Consider the following 14785-nt stretch of genomic DNA (forward strand, 5'->3'; position numbering starts at 1 on the left):
GATGCAGTATCGCCCGTCACGGAAGACGCCAACCCTTGGCCGCCTGCTGGCCGGGTTGTGCCTGGTGTTTACCGGGCTGCTGTGCAATCTGCCAGCACGGGCCGCCGACATTCTGCTGACCGGTACCGAGGAGAGTCCCGGCGTGCAGTCTTTCGTTCAGGCCCTCAGCGAGTTGCGCCCCACCGACAGCGTACGCTTCCAGCCTCTTGCCAGCCTGCCGGCGCCAGGCCAATTGCCCGTTGGCATCCGTCTGATTTTACTGGACTTGCCCAGCCTCGACTGGCGCCTGCAAGACGCCCAAGGCCCGGCGACGCTGGTGCTGCGCATCAGTCGCCTGCAAGCCCGTCAACGCTTGGGCAATGCCCTGCCCCCGCATCTCAGCCTGCTCTGGAGTGATCCGCCGCTGGACCGACAGTTGCGCCTGATCCGACTGCTCCTGCCTGAAGCTCGGCGGATCGGCGTACTTTTCGACAGCCACAGCGAATTCTTGTTGAAGGAACTGCGTCAGACCGCCCTGCCCCTGGGCTTTGAAGTGATCACCGAGCGTTGGGAGGACACCAACGATAGCCGCCCTTTGCAGGCCCTGCTGAAGAACAGTGATGTGCTGTTGGGCCTGGACGACTCTGATCTGTACAACCCGAAAACCGTGAAAAACCTGCTGCTCAGCAGCTACGCGCGGCAACTGGCGCTGATCGGTCCCAACGCAGCTTTCGTCAGGGCCGGTAGCCTGGCCAGCACTTACAGCGACCAGAACGATTGGCTGAAGATTCTCGACGAGCTGCTCGACCGCCCCTCGAACACCTGGCCGCGCGCACTTTATCCGCAACACTTCAAGGTCTTGAGCAACCCGCAAGTGGCTCGTTCATTAAGTATTGAACTGATGAATGAAACCTCTGTCGCAGCACAGCTGGCCGAAGGAGAACGCCGCCCATGACCTTCCGTCGCGGTTGGGACATCAATACCCGCACCCAGATCATCAGCCTCGGCCCGGCCCTGTTGCTGACGTTGCTGCTGATCAGTTTTTTCACCTTCGTGCGAATCCAGGACCTGCGCCAGGAACTCAATCACACCGGTCAGCTGATCGCCAACCAATTGGCGCCGGCCACCGAATACGGGGTGATCTCGGGCAACAACGAGGTGCTCGAAAGCTTGCTCAAGGCGACGCTAGCCACGCCCAATGTGCGCTTTCTGGAAGTGCAGGACAGCACCAACCGGATTCTGGTGTATGTCGAGCAACCGTCGGAAGCCCACAACCGCTCGCATCAGGTCGAAGTGTTCCAGGCTCCGGTGCGCCTGCAACGCATCGCGCTCAACAATGACTTTTTCCAGAACAGTCGCACCGTCGCCAGTGCGCCGGGCGAGGATTATCTGGGACGGGTGATCGTCGGCCTGTCCAATGACGCCTTTAACCAGCGCCAGCAGGAAATCCTCTTCAAGGCCGGGATCCTGGCGTTGTTCGCACTGTTATTTACTTTTTTGCTGGCTCGGCGTCTGGCCGGCAGCCTGTCGCAACCGATCCACGACATCGGCAATGCGGTCAAGGCGATCCAGCAAGGCGACTACAAAACACCCCTGCCGATTGTCGACGACACCGAACTGGGCGCCCTGTCGCAGCACATCAACAACCTTGCCCAAGGCCTTGAGCAAGCCAGTCGCGAACAGCATCAGGCCATGGCGCAATTGATCCAGACCCGCGAGGAAGCGGAAAAGGCCAACAACGCCAAATCCGAGTTCCTGGCGATGATGAGCCATGAATTGCGCACGCCGATGAATGGCGTGCTGGGCATGCTGCAACTGCTGGAAACCACCGAGATGACCGAGGAGCAGATCGAGTACGCGGCGCTGGCTTCGGAATCCACCGAACACCTGCTCAAAGTGATCAATGACATTCTCGACTTCTCACGCATCGAGCGTTCGGAACTGGAGCTGGAGCACATTGCGTTCAACCTCGCCGACTTGATCGGCAGTTGCGCCCAGTCGTTCCAGCACAGCGCGGTGCAACGCGGGCTAGATATGCAATTGCGGATCCCCGAGGACATGCGCACCCTTCAGGTTCAGGGCGATCCGACGCGAATCCGGCAGATTCTGGTCAATCTGGTCGGCAATGCACTGAAGTTCACGGAACGGGGCCGCGTCACCATCGAACCGCAGTGGCAATCCCTGGATCACGAACTGCTGTGGTTCACCTGCACCGTGCGCGACAGCGGGATCGGCATCCCGGCCGAAAGCCTGGAATTGATGTTCAACGCGTTCCAGCAGGCCGACAGTTCTATTTCAAGACGTTACGGCGGCACCGGACTGGGGTTGCCGATTGCCCGCACGCTGGCTGAGCGGATGGGCGGCACCTTGCGTGCTCAGAGCGAAGAAGGCGTTGGCTCGGTGTTCACCCTGGAAATCCCTTTGGCTCTGTACAAGCAGCCACTGCCGGTGCTGCCCCCTCGAGGACATACCGGCAATGACCACGGCGAAGGTCGCAATGTGCTGCTGGTCGAGGATAATCCGGTCAATCGCACCGTCGTCGAAGCAATGTTGCGCAGCCTGGGCTTTACTGTCAGCGTCGCGACCGATGGTGCTCAAGCGGTGCGCAGTGCCGAAAGCCTGATTTTCGAAGCGATTCTGATGGACTGCCGACTGCCGGTCATCGACGGTTACGAAGCCACCCGACAGATTCGCCAACTACCCGGCTGCGCTGACGTGCCGATCATTGCGCTGACAGCCAATGCCTTGCAGGGCGACCGCGAAGCCTGTTTATCGGCGGGAATGAATGATTACCTGGCCAAGCCCTTCAAACGCACTGATCTGCAGCAAATTCTGCAGCGATGGGTGCAGTAGAACAGGCCTTTCGGCTATCTGCGACTGGCGTGAACGACGAAAGTGCGGCAGTCTTAGGCACCCGAACAGGCCCGAAAAGGGGCTTGAATAATAATTTCAGTGCACAAGTGTACATTCATGTCCTTGGCGCTGTGACTTTCACCACAACGCAATAGTCTATGAGTAGGCTGCTGACTCGAGGCATGAACGCTTCGATCGGCCGGGAAGATTCGCCCCACCCTGCCGCATGGACTATTGAGGAGCTCGCATGACCAAACAAAACGCCTTTACTCGGGAAGACCTGCTGCGCTGCAGTCGCGGTGAGCTGTTTGGCCCAGGTAACGCGCAACTGCCCGCCCCGAACATGCTGATGGTCGATCGCATCACCCTGATCAGCGAAGAGGGTGGCAAGTACGGCAAAGGTGAATTGGTCGCCGAGCTGGATATCACTCCAGATCTGTGGTTCTTCGCCTGCCACTTCGAAGGTGATCCGGTGATGCCGGGCTGCCTGGGCCTCGATGCCATGTGGCAACTGGTCGGTTTCTTCCTCGGCTGGCAAGGTCTGCCGGGCCGCGGTCGCGCCTTGGGTTCGGGCGAAGTGAAATTCTTTGGCCAGGTACTGCCGACCGCCAAGAAAGTCACCTATAACATCCATATCAAACGCGTCCTGAAGGGCAAGCTGAACCTGGCGATTGCCGATGGTTCGGTGACCGTCGACGGCCGCGAAATCTATACCGCCGAAGGCCTTCGGGTCGGCGTGTTCACCTCCACTGACAACTTCTAAGGGTTATCCGCATGCGCCGCGTCGTTATCACTGGTCTGGGCATCGTTTCGTGCTTGGGCAATGACAAAGAGACCGTCTCCGCTAACCTGCGTGCAAGCCGCCCTGGCATCCGGTTCAACCCGGAATATGCCGAAATGGGTCTGCGTAGCCAGGTTTCCGGCTCCATTGACCTTCCCCTCGAAGAACTGATCGATCGCAAGATCTTTCGCTTCGTCGGCCACGCGGCGGCTTACGCCTACCTGGCCATGAAAGATGCCATCGCAGATTCCGGTCTGACCGAAGAGCAAGTCTCCAACCCGCGTACTGGCCTGATCGCCGGTTCCGGTGGCGCCTCCACGCTGAACCAGATGGAAGCGCTGGATATCCTGCGCGAGAAAGGCGTCAAGCGCGTCGGTCCATACCGCGTCACGCGGACCATGGGCAGCACGGTTTCCGCTTGCCTGGCCACGCCGTTCAAAATCAAAGGCGTGAACTACTCGATCTCTTCCGCCTGCGCCACCAGTGCTCACTGCATCGGTACCGCTGTGGAGCAGATCCAGTTGGGCAAGCAGGACATCGTCTTTGCCGGTGGCGGTGAAGAAGAGCATTGGAGCCAATCGTTCCTGTTCGATGCCATGGGTGCCTTGTCCAGCCAGTACAACGAAACCCCGGAAAAAGCCTCGCGTGCCTATGACAAAAACCGTGATGGTTTCGTCATCGCCGGCGGTGGCGGTATGGTCGTGGTCGAAGAGCTGGAACACGCTCTGGCCCGTGGCGCGAAGATCTACGCGGAAATCGTTGGCTACGGCGCGACCTCCGACGGCTACGACATGGTCGCTCCAAGCGGCGAAGGCGCCATCCGCTGCATGCAGATGGCCATGTCCACCGTCGACACTCCGATCGACTACCTGAACACCCACGGCACCTCGACTCCGGTCGGCGACTCCAAGGAAATGGAAGGCGTGCGTGCCGTGTTCGGCGACAAGGCTCCGGCCATCAGCTCCACCAAGAGCCTGTCGGGTCACTCCCTGGGCGCCGCTGGCGTTCAAGAAGCGATCTACTGCCTGCTGATGATGGAAGGCAACTTCATGGCGGGTTCCGCCAACATCGAGGAACTGGACCCGGAAGTGGCAGACATGCCAATCCTGACCAAGACTCGCGAAGACGCCACCATCAACACCGTGATGAGCAACAGCTTCGGTTTCGGTGGCACCAACGCCACGCTGGTACTGAAGCGCTGGCAGGGTAAGTAATACCCCGCCGCTTCGCCGTAAACAAAAACGCCCCGACTGGTTCGGGGCGTTTTTTTTGGTGCCAGCTTTCTGTAGGAGCCAGGCTTGCCGGCGAAGGCGTACTCAAGGATGCCTTCGCCGGCAAGCCTGGCTCCTACAGGTAATCAGGTTCAAATCCACGTTCTGCATAATGACCGCATTGTCCTTTAATCAGTAACTGTGGCGAGGGCGCTTGCTCCCGCTTGACTGCGTAGCACTCACAAAAATCGGCAATTGCTGCCAGATTTTCAGGGCCGCTACGCAGCCCAACGTCGGAACGCCGCCCGAAGCAAGCTCGCTCGCCACAAAGGCTTACCACATCAGGTCATCGGGAATCTGATAAGCCGCATACGGATCGTCTTCAGCGCTGACTTCTTCTGTCTGCACATTCAATTGCACGATGCGCTGTGGATCGCGCTCCTGAATCTTCAGGGCCGCTTCACGAGGGATCACTTCGTAACCACCGGCGTGGTGCACGATCGCCAGCGAACCGCTGCTGAGTTTGTTGCGCATCAGGCTGTTGACGGAGATGCGCTTGACCTTCTTGTCGTCGACGAAGTTGTAGTAGTCCTCGGTGGTCAGCTTGGGCAGGCGCGAGACTTCAATCAATTGCTTGACCTGGGCGGCGCGGGCCTTCGCTTCGGCCTTCTCCTGCTGCTGACGGTTCAGCTCCTGGTCGCGCTTGACCTTCTCGGCCATGGCTTCCTGAGCGGCGCGCTGCTGGGAGTCATCGAGTTCGATCTGACCTTTGTGGGCCAGACGTTGCTGCTTCTGCTTCTCTTTGCCGACCTGTTTGGCCTGCTTTTGGTTGACCAGCCCTGCTTTGAGCAACTGGTCGCGAAGGGAAATGCTCATGGTGCTTATTTCTCACTTAGGCAACTGCTCAACCGCAGCTGGGCAAATTCTTTTCCTGACGTTTGGCTTCGCCCCACAAGGCGTCCAACTCTTCGAGGGTGCAATCTTCTATGGGACGGTGGGTGTCGCGCAATGCCTGTTCGATAAATCGGAAGCGTCTTTCAAATTTTGAGTTGGCGCCGCGCAGTGCGGTTTCCGGATCGACCTTGAGGTGTCGCGCCAGATTGACCACGGAAAACAGCAAATCGCCGACTTCATCGGCAATCGCTGCCGAGTCATTGTCGGCCATGGCTTCGAGCACTTCATCGAGCTCTTCGCGAACCTTGTCGAGCACCGGCAAGGCGTCCGGCCAGTCGAAACCGACCTGCCCTGCGCGCTTCTGCAGTTTTGCCGAACGGGACAACGCCGGCAATGCGGCTGGCACGTCGTCGAGCAAGGACAACTGCTCCGGCGTCGAAGACTTCTCGGCGCGTTCTTCAGCCTTGATCTCTTCCCAGCGTTGCTTGACCTGTTCTTCATTCAGACGCGGGATATCCAGTGGCGCATACAGATCACCGGTGGGGAACACGTGAGGATGACGGCGGATCAGTTTGCGCGTGATGCTGTCGACCACGCCATCGAACTCGAATCGCCCTTCTTCCCGGGCCAGTTGGCTGTAATAAACCACTTGGAACAACAAGTCGCCCAACTCACCCTGCAAGTGATCGAAATCCCCGCGCTCGATGGCATCGGCGACTTCGTAGGCTTCCTCGAGGGTATGCGGGACGATGGTCGCGTAGGTTTGCTTGATGTCCCACGGGCAGCCGTACTGCGGGTCGCGCAGGCGGTTCATCAGGTGCAATAGATCTTCAAGTGAATACATCTTCTAGCAATCTCTACATACCTGTAGGAGCGAGGCTTGCCCGCGAAGGCGGTGTGTCAGGTATGCCGCCTTCGCGGGCGAGCCTCGCTCCTACAAATCTCACCATCAATTTCCGTGCAGGTCTCTCACGGCGTGCGGTTACGGCGGGTTTCGATGATGTTCGGCAATTGGGAAATCCGCCCCAGCAACCGTCCCAATGCATCCAGCCCCGGAATCTCGATGGTCAGGGACATCAACGCCGTGTTGTCCTCTTTGTTCGAACGGGTGTTGACCGCCAGCACGTTGATCCGCTCGTTGAGCAGCACCTGCGACACGTCACGCAGCAGACCGGAACGGTCGTAGGCGCGAATGATGATGTCCACCGGATAGGTGAGCACCGGCACCGGGCCCCAACTGACCTGGATGATCCGCTCCGGCTCGCGCCCGGCCAGTTGCAGCACCGAGGCGCAATCCTGACGGTGAATGCTCACGCCACGGCCCTGGGTGATGTAACCGACGATCGCATCCCCCGGCAGCGGCTGGCAGCAGCCGGCCATCTGGGTCATCAGGTTGCCGACGCCCTGGATCTGAATGTCGCCGCGCTTGCCTGGCTTGTAGCCTGTGGCTTTGCGCGGGATCAGTTCCAGCTGTTCGTTGCCGCGCTCCGGCTCGACCAGTTGCTGCGCCAGGTTCACCAGTTGCGCCAGGCGCAAATCGCCTGCGCCCAAGGCGGCGAACATGTCCTCGGCGGTCTTCATGTTGGCCTTTTCGGCCAGCTTGTCGAAGTCCACCTGCGGCAGGCCGAGGCGATTGAGTTCGCGCTCGAGCAAGGTTTTACCGGCCGCGACGTTCTGATCGCGCGCCTGCAATTTGAACCAGTGAACGATCTTCGCCCGCGCCCGCGAGGTGGTGATGTAGCCCAGGTTCGGGTTCAGCCAGTCGCGGCTCGGAGTGCCGTGCTTGCTGGTGATGATCTCGACCTGTTCACCGGTTTGCAGGCTGTAGTTGAGCGGCACGATCCGCCCGTTGATCTTGGCGCCGCGGCAGTTGTGACCGATTTCGGTGTGCACGCGGTAGGCGAAGTCGAGCGGTGTCGCGCCCTTCGGCAAGTCGATGGCGTGACCGTCCGGGGTAAAGATGTAGACCCGGTCCGGCTCGATATCGACCCGCAGTTGTTCGGCAAGGCCACCAATATCACCGAGTTCTTCATGCCACTCGAGCACCTGACGCAGCCAGGAGATTTTCTCTTCGTAGTGATTGGAACCGGATTTGACGTCGGTACCTTTGTACTTCCAGTGCGCGCACACCCCCAACTCGGCTTCTTCGTGCATGGCGTGGGTGCGGATCTGCACTTCCAGCACCTTGCCTTCAGGGCCGATGACCGCGGTGTGCAGCGAGCGGTAGCCGTTCTCTTTCGGGTTGGCGATGTAGTCGTCGAACTCTTTCGGGATATGCCGCCACAGGGTGTGGACGATGCCGAGCGCGGTGTAGCAGTCGCGCATTTCCGGCACCAGCACGCGAACCGCGCGCACGTCGTAGATCTGGCTGAACTCCAGGCCCTTGCGCTGCATCTTGCGCCAGATCGAATAGATGTGTTTGGCCCGGCCGCTGATGTCGGCATCGACACCGGTGGCCTGCAACTCGTCTTTGAGTTGGGTCATCACGTCGGCGATAAAGCGCTCGCGATCCAGCCGTCGCTCGTGGAGCAACTTGGCGATCTGCTTGTACTGATCGGGCTCGAGGTAACGGAAGGACAGATCCTCCAGCTCCCACTTGATGTGACCGATACCGAGGCGGTGGGCAAGCGGCGCGTAAATGTCGAAGACTTCACGGGCGACGCGGTTGCGCTTCTCGTTGTCGGCGGTTTTCACCGCGCGGATGGCACAAGTGCGCTCGGCCAGTTTGATCAGCGCGACGCGCACGTCGTCGACCATGGCCACCAGCATTTTGCGCAGGTTTTCGACCTGGCCCTGAGTGCCCAGCACCAGGGATTGACGGGGGCTCAGGCTGGCGCTGATCGCCGCCATGCGCAACACGCCGTCGATGAGTTTGGCGACCACCGGACCGAAACGCTGGCTGACCGCCGGCAATTGGATCTGGCCTTCACGCACGCCGCGGTACAGCACGGCGGCGACCAACGAATCCTGGTCGAGTTTGAGGTCGGCGAGAATCTCGGCGATCTCAAGGCCCGTGCGGAAACTCGAGGTCCCTTCGGACCACAGATTCTTCGCCGCATTGGCTTGTTGTTCGGCCTCACGAGCGAACTCGCAGGCTTCCTTCAAGGCTTCGCGATCCAGTGCCGTATCGACACTGACCGCATGATCGAGCCAAGCCTCGAGATTGATACTGCCGTCCGTGTTGATCGGCTGGTGTGCTCTCACCTGTACCATCTTGCTTTACCTTCCCTACGACGCAGATTCAATGCGTCAAATCGCTGACCTTCGCTGCCCGTGTGCATTCGCGGGCTAAGACGAATGCGTTTTGCACGCGCGGATCAGTCGGACCAGACGAGCCGTCCTAGCTCGCTTCAAATAACGCCATGGCCTCGACATGTGCCGTCTGAGGAAACATATCGAGAATCCCGGCACGTTTTAACCGGTAGCCCTGCTTGATCAATTCGACCGTGTCGCGCGCCAGCGTTGCAGGGTTGCACGACACATACACCAATCGTTTGGCACCCAGGGACGCCAGCTTGCGCACCACCTCGAAAGCACCATCGCGAGGTGGGTCCAAGAGTACCGCACAAAAGCCTTCACCGACCCATTCGGCATCGGCCAAAGGCTGGGATAAATCGGCCTGAAAAAACTTCGCATTATGCAAATTATTGCTGGCAGCATTCGCGGCGGCCCGTTCGACCATCGCCTGCACGCCCTCCACCGCCACCACTTCGCGAACAGTTTTGGCCAGCGGCATGGCAAAGTTGCCCAACCCACAAAACAGGTCCAGAACCCGCTCATCAGATTTCGGCGCCAACCACGCCAACGCCTGGGCGACCATTGCTTCGTTGACCCCGGCGTTAACCTGGATGAAATCTCCCGGCCGGTACGCCAGGTTCAAGTCCCACTGTTCAAGGCGATAACCCAGCGACTGATCGGCCTCGACCGGTTGCGGCTCGCCATCGCCATGCAGCCACAATTGAGCGTCATGGAACGCGCAGAATTCCTTGAGGATGGTCAGGTCGGCTTCGGACAACGGCGCCATGTGCCGCAATAACACCGCCAATGACGAACCACTGAACAACTCCACATGCCCCAGCGCCTGAGGTTTGCTCAAGCGTCGCAGCATCTCCGGCAAGCGGCTCATGATCGGTTGCAAGGGCTGTACCAGCACCGGGCATTCGTTGATCGCGACGATGTCCTGACTGCCGGCAGCGCGGAAGCCGACTTCAAGTTTTTTCGCTTTCATATCCCAACGCACCGCCACGCGGGCGCGACGACGGTAGCCGAATTCCGGACCGCTCAACGGCGCTGCCCACTCATCAGGTTCGACACCGGCAACCCGCGACAATTGCTCGGCGAGCATGCGCTGTTTCAGGGCGAGCTGTTCGTTGTGGGGCAAATGCTGCACGCTGCAACCACCGCAGCGACCGGCATGAGCGCACGGTGCCGGGCGGCGCAATTCACTGGCCTGGAACACCCGTTCGGTGCGCGCCTCGACCACTTTGCCGTGGGCGCCCAAGACCCGCGCTTCGACGTCTTCACCGGCCAATGCGCCGATGACGAACCAGGTGCGGCCTTCGAAAAACGCGATACCGCGACCGTCATTGGCCAGGCGCTCGATGGTCAAGCGCTGCTTTTTGCCGGTCGGGACTTGCGGGGCCTTGCTGCCGCCCGTGGGCTGGAAGCGCAGGCCTCTCTCTTGCTTGGCCATCAGTTGGGAGCGTCGAAAATGCCGGTCGACAGGTAACGGTCGCCACGGTCACAGATGATCGCGACGATTACCGCATTTTCAACTTCTTTGGACAGACGCAGCATCGCCGCCACGGCACCGCCCGAAGACACGCCGCAGAAGATGCCTTCTTCGCGCGCCAGACGACGGGTCACGTCTTCGGCTTCGCTTTGCGCCATGTCGACGATCCGGTCCACGCGCTCGGCCTGGTAGATCTTCGGCAGGTATTCCTGCGGCCAGCGACGGATGCCCGGAATCGCCGAACCTTCCATCGGTTGCAGCCCGATGATCTGCACGTTGTCGTTCTGCTCTTTCAGATAGCGCGAAACACCCATGATGGTGCCGGTGGTGCCCATCGAGCTGACAAAATGGGTGATGGTGCCTTCGGTCTGACGCCAGATTTCCGGACCGGTGGTGGTGTAATGCGCTTCAGGGTTGTCACCGTTAGCGAACTGATCCAGCACCTTGCCGCGGCCTTCGGCCTCCATTCGCTGGGCGAGATCGCGAGCGCCTTCCATGCCTTCTTCCTGACTGACCAGAATCAGCTCGGCGCCATAGGCCGTCATGGCGGCTTTACGCTCGGCGCTGGAGTTGTCCGGCATGATCAGGATCATCTTGTAACCCTTGATCGCCGCGGCCATGGCCAGGGCGATCCCGGTATTACCCGAGGTCGCTTCGATCAGCGTATCGCCGGCGTGGATCTGCCCGCGCAATTCGGCGCGGGTGATCATCGACAGCGCCGGACGGTCCTTGACCGAACCCGCCGGGTTATTCCCTTCGAGTTTGAGCAAAAGGGTGTTGCTGGTGGCGCCGGGCAGGCGCTGCAAACGGACCAGCGGAGTGTTGCCGACGCAATCGGCGATGGTTGGGTACTGCATGGTCATGGCGTATTCGCAATCCAGACTGCGGGGCCGCCTATCATACCGGCAAACGTGCGCAGGCCATATCACGCAAAGTAAGGGGCTTATGGCTAATGGGAATAAGCAGTCTGAACGGGTTCAGGATTCCCTTGCTTGCGCGACATTCAATGCATAGAACTCATGCAATTTGGCCTGCAATAGCTGTTTGTCCGGTAGCTGGACTTGATACTCAGCAATCAACGCGGGCGACAGGCTGCGGTTAAGGGCGTATTCGACCACCTCATCATCCTTACTGGCACACAGCAATACACCAATGGCCGGGTTTTCGTGGGGTTTGCGCTCCTTGCGATCCAGCGCTTCCAAATAGAAGTTCAATTTGCCCAAATACTCCGGTTTAAAACGACCGACCTTAAGCTCAATGGCTACAAGACAATTTAGGCCACGGTGGAAGAACAGCAGATCCAGGGCAAAATCACACCCACCCACTTGAAGCGGATACTCGGAACCGACAAAGCAGAAATCGCGGCCGAGCTCGCTCAGGAATTCTTTGAGGCGCGCCATCAACCCTTTATGCAGATCAGTTTCGGCATGGCCACTCGGCAGATCGAGAAAATCGAGCATGTAGGCGTCGCGAAATATCTCAAGCGCTGCCGGGTGGGCTTGTCTCAGCACTGCTGAGATTTTTGCTGGTTGGGTCACGCTTCGTTCGAACAGTGCGGTCTTGAACTGACGCTCTAGTTCGCGCTTCGACCATTTTTCCTGAACTGCCAAACGGACGTAGAATTCCCGCTCTTCCGGCCGTTTACTCTGGCTGAAAATGATCAGGTTGTGCGACCAGGACAATTGTCGCACCAGTGGTGCGACTTTCTCTTCGGCGTGATAAGTCTCATAGAACTGGCGCATGCGAAACAAGTTCGACCGGGTAAAACCGCGCAACCCAGGTTGAGACGTGGCCAGATGCTCAGCCAGTTGGCTGACCACAGAATCGCCCCACTCAGCCTGTTCCAGCTTGCGACTGATGTAAGCACCCACCTGCCAATACAGCTCGATCAACTGGGTATTCACCGCCTGCATGGCCTGCTGTTTGGCACTTTGAATCAACGCAAGCACTTCATTGAAACGGTCGTCGGTTGCGTTGTCGGGGACGCTGGATGCATTCATGCCGAACTCCTTGAGGACGAGGAAAAACGCGAGTCTATTCCCTCGAATCAGGCATAAGGTGTCGGCAATACCCTTTAGGAAAGGTCGTACAAATAAACGGGAACGCTCCGGCAAAAGCTGAACGGCGGTGGCTGGGAGGGCCGCATCGCGAGCAGGCTCGCTCCCACAGGAGTCGAGGTTGATCACACAATTTGTGGCAGACACACGTCCATTGTAGGAGCGGGCTTGCCCGCGATAGCGTCATCACTGACACCGTCATCATCTGCCAGCATTCTCATATTCAGCCGCAACCCTGCCCCGGTATTCTCCGCCCACAAACGCCCACCTTGCCGCTGCACCGCATTCCTCGCGATGCTCAACCCCAATCCGAATCCACCATCCCCCGGCCGCGATCCATCGAGCCGGATGAACGGCGAGAAGATCCGCTCAAGATCCTCGTCAGCCACCCCACCGCCCTCGTCTTCCAGCCACAGGTGCCAGAAGTCGCCATCGCGCCGACTACCGAGCGTCACAATGCCGCCCTTGGGGGAATGACGAATGGCATTGCGCAGAATGTTTTCCAGTGCCTGGGCCAGCGTATTGAGATGGCCGCGCACCCAGCAGGATGCATCCACCGCGCAGTGCAACTGACTCGCCGGCCAGCCACTTTCATAGCAGGCATTTTCCGTGAGCATTTCCCACAAGGCCTGGACCTGGATCGCTTCATCGGGCAATGGTGTGCGCTCGGTGTCGAGCCAGGCGAGTTGCAGGGCGTCTTCGACCAGACGCTGCATGCCGTCGACTTCCCGGCCAATACGTTCGCGCAGTTGCCCCAAATCCTGCTCGCTTTCGCTGGCCACCCGCAGCCGGCTCAGCGGTGTGCGCAATTCATGGGACAGGTCGCGCAGCAGTTGTTGTTGCAGGGCCACCGTACTTTGCAGGCGTTCGGCCATGTGATCGAAGGCTCTGCCCAGTTCCCCCAATTCATCCGAGCGGTTGGTGGTGCGACTCGATAAACGCACAGTCAGTTGGTCGGCGCGCCAGGCGTTGGCCTGTTCGCGCAGGCTGTTCAATGGCACGACCAACAATCGATACAACCCCACGCACAGCAGCAGGGTGAACAGCCCGGGAATAACCCCATTGGTGATCACCCGCCAAAACACCCGGTAACGTCCGGGCATGAAACGCTGAGGCAACTCGATTACCAGACTGCCGACAGACGGGTCGTTGGGAAACGGGATTTTCAACCACGGCAGGCCCTGGTGACGCCGACTCACTGGCCAATCCAGACCACGCAAAAAGGTCAGGCGCTGGATTTCCTGGTTAGTCAGCGGATGATTACTCAGGGATTGCAAGTCACCGCCGACGATGCCGACCCAGGTCGACTCGCGCTGGCCGACACGCTGCAACCAGGCATCAATGCCTGCTCTCTGCTGTACGTTCCACGCCCGCTCCGCCTCGGCGGCGTAGCGCGTCAGGGTGCCCCGGGCCTCGTCGGACAGGAACAGGTTTTTCTTTTCCATGTAGCGGCCCCAGGACCAGCTCAACCAGATCATCAGCAGACAGAACGCCACCAACAAGCAAGCCAGTTTCCAGAACAGTGAATGCCTGCCCGGCACGTCAGACCATTTCATCGGCCGCACTCAAAACATACCCTTTGCCCCAGACCGTACGCACTTCGCGCTCGGTGTAGTCGATGGCCTTGAGCTTGCGGCGGATCTGGCTGATGTGCATGTCGAGGCTGCGGTCATGGGGCGCATAACCGCGCTGCAACACCTGCTGATAAAGGAACGCCTTGCTCAGTACTTCATCACTGTTGCGATTCAATGTATCCAGCAACCGATATTCACTACGGGTCAGGCCGGCCGCGTGCTCGCCAAAAAACACCTCGCACAGCTTATCGTCGAAACGCAGGCTGTCCATCGCAGGGGCAAGCGGTGCCAGTGCCGGCAGCCGGTCGAGCGCTACCCGCCGCAGGATCGCCTCGATGCGCACCCGCAACTCGGCCATGCTGAACGGTTTGGGCAGGTAATCGTCGGCGCCAAGGCGAAAGCCACTGATGCGATCTGCCTCGGCGCCCAACGCCGACATCAGCACCACCGGCGTGGAATGGCTCTGACGCAGCTGGGTCAGCACCGCCAAGCCATCCAGCCCCGGCAGCAGAATATCCATCAACACCACATCGAAGGCTTGCTGGCGCGCAATGGCCAACCCTTCCTGACCGTTCTGGCACCAGGTCACCTGAAAACCGCAGCGCCCCAGATGTTCATGGACATAAGCACCGAGCACCAGATCGTCTTCGATGGAGAGGATGCGGGGATGACCAACAGAGATGGGAGTCATGAGTATCTGCAAA

General features: G+C 59.5%; 12 protein-coding genes. 4 read left to right on the forward strand and 8 right to left on the reverse strand.

Going from position 1 to position 14785, the window contains the following annotated elements:
* Position 1 precedes the first annotated feature (1 nt).
* From MEB48_RS24420 to fabB, 4 genes are all read left to right on the forward strand, one after another.
* Entirely contained in the window at positions 2-934 is a 933-nt protein-coding gene (locus MEB48_RS24420) for an ABC transporter substrate-binding protein (RefSeq protein ID WP_237886392.1), read from the forward strand.
* Positions 931-2832: an ATP-binding protein gene (locus MEB48_RS24425; RefSeq protein WP_237886393.1), complete on the forward strand. Its 1902-nt coding sequence runs from the start codon at positions 931-933 to the stop codon at positions 2830-2832. Before MEB48_RS24420 ends, MEB48_RS24425 begins: the two co-directional genes overlap by 4 nt.
* Before the next feature lie 247 nt (positions 2833-3079).
* A complete protein-coding gene (gene fabA, locus MEB48_RS24430) occupies positions 3080-3595 on the forward strand; it encodes a 3-hydroxyacyl-[acyl-carrier-protein] dehydratase FabA (RefSeq protein ID WP_003179264.1) in 516 nt (171 codons plus the stop codon).
* 11 nt (positions 3596-3606) lie between these two features.
* Positions 3607-4827 carry a beta-ketoacyl-ACP synthase I gene (fabB, locus tag MEB48_RS24435; RefSeq protein WP_095051684.1) on the forward strand — a complete coding sequence of 407 codons (1221 nt, stop codon included), beginning with the start codon at positions 3607-3609 and terminating at the stop codon, positions 4825-4827.
* Positions 4828-5157: 330 nt separating this feature from the next.
* On the opposite strand, the gene MEB48_RS24440 is transcribed toward fabB, so the two are convergent.
* From MEB48_RS24440 to MEB48_RS24475, 8 genes are all read right to left on the reverse strand, one after another.
* A complete protein-coding gene (locus tag MEB48_RS24440) occupies positions 5158-5700 on the reverse strand; it encodes a DUF2058 domain-containing protein (RefSeq protein ID WP_237886394.1) in 543 nt (180 codons plus the stop codon).
* Positions 5701-5728: 28 nt separating this feature from the next.
* Positions 5729-6562, reverse strand: a complete 834-nt coding sequence (gene mazG, locus MEB48_RS24445; RefSeq protein ID WP_237886395.1) for a nucleoside triphosphate pyrophosphohydrolase — start codon at positions 6560-6562, stop codon at positions 5729-5731.
* 125 nt (positions 6563-6687) lie between these two features.
* A complete protein-coding gene (relA, locus tag MEB48_RS24450) occupies positions 6688-8931 on the reverse strand; it encodes a GTP diphosphokinase (protein ID WP_095051680.1) in 2244 nt (747 codons plus the stop codon).
* Between the two features lie 127 nt (positions 8932-9058).
* Entirely contained in the window at positions 9059-10411 is a 1353-nt protein-coding gene (gene rlmD / locus MEB48_RS24455) for a 23S rRNA (uracil(1939)-C(5))-methyltransferase RlmD (RefSeq protein ID WP_237886396.1), read from the reverse strand.
* Positions 10411-11313: a cysteine synthase CysM gene (cysM, locus tag MEB48_RS24460; protein ID WP_237886397.1), complete on the reverse strand. Its 903-nt coding sequence runs from the start codon at positions 11311-11313 to the stop codon at positions 10411-10413. Before cysM ends, rlmD begins: the two co-directional genes overlap by 1 nt.
* A gap of 114 nt (positions 11314-11427) precedes the next feature.
* Positions 11428-12450: a PDDEXK nuclease domain-containing protein gene (locus MEB48_RS24465; RefSeq protein ID WP_237886422.1), complete on the reverse strand. Its 1023-nt coding sequence runs from the start codon at positions 12448-12450 to the stop codon at positions 11428-11430.
* A 182-nt stretch (positions 12451-12632) separates the two neighbouring features.
* Positions 12633-14063, reverse strand: coding sequence for a sensor histidine kinase (locus MEB48_RS24470; RefSeq protein WP_237886398.1), 1431 nt, complete (start codon positions 14061-14063; stop codon positions 12633-12635).
* Positions 14050-14772, reverse strand: coding sequence for a response regulator transcription factor (locus MEB48_RS24475; protein ID WP_237886399.1), 723 nt, complete (start codon positions 14770-14772; stop codon positions 14050-14052). The genes MEB48_RS24470 and MEB48_RS24475 overlap by 14 nt, the downstream gene beginning before the upstream one ends.
* Positions 14773-14785: the final 13 nt, after the last annotated feature.

This window comes from Pseudomonas sp. PGPR40 (assembly GCF_022014505.1).
GTDB lineage: Bacteria > Pseudomonadota > Gammaproteobacteria > Pseudomonadales > Pseudomonadaceae > Aquipseudomonas.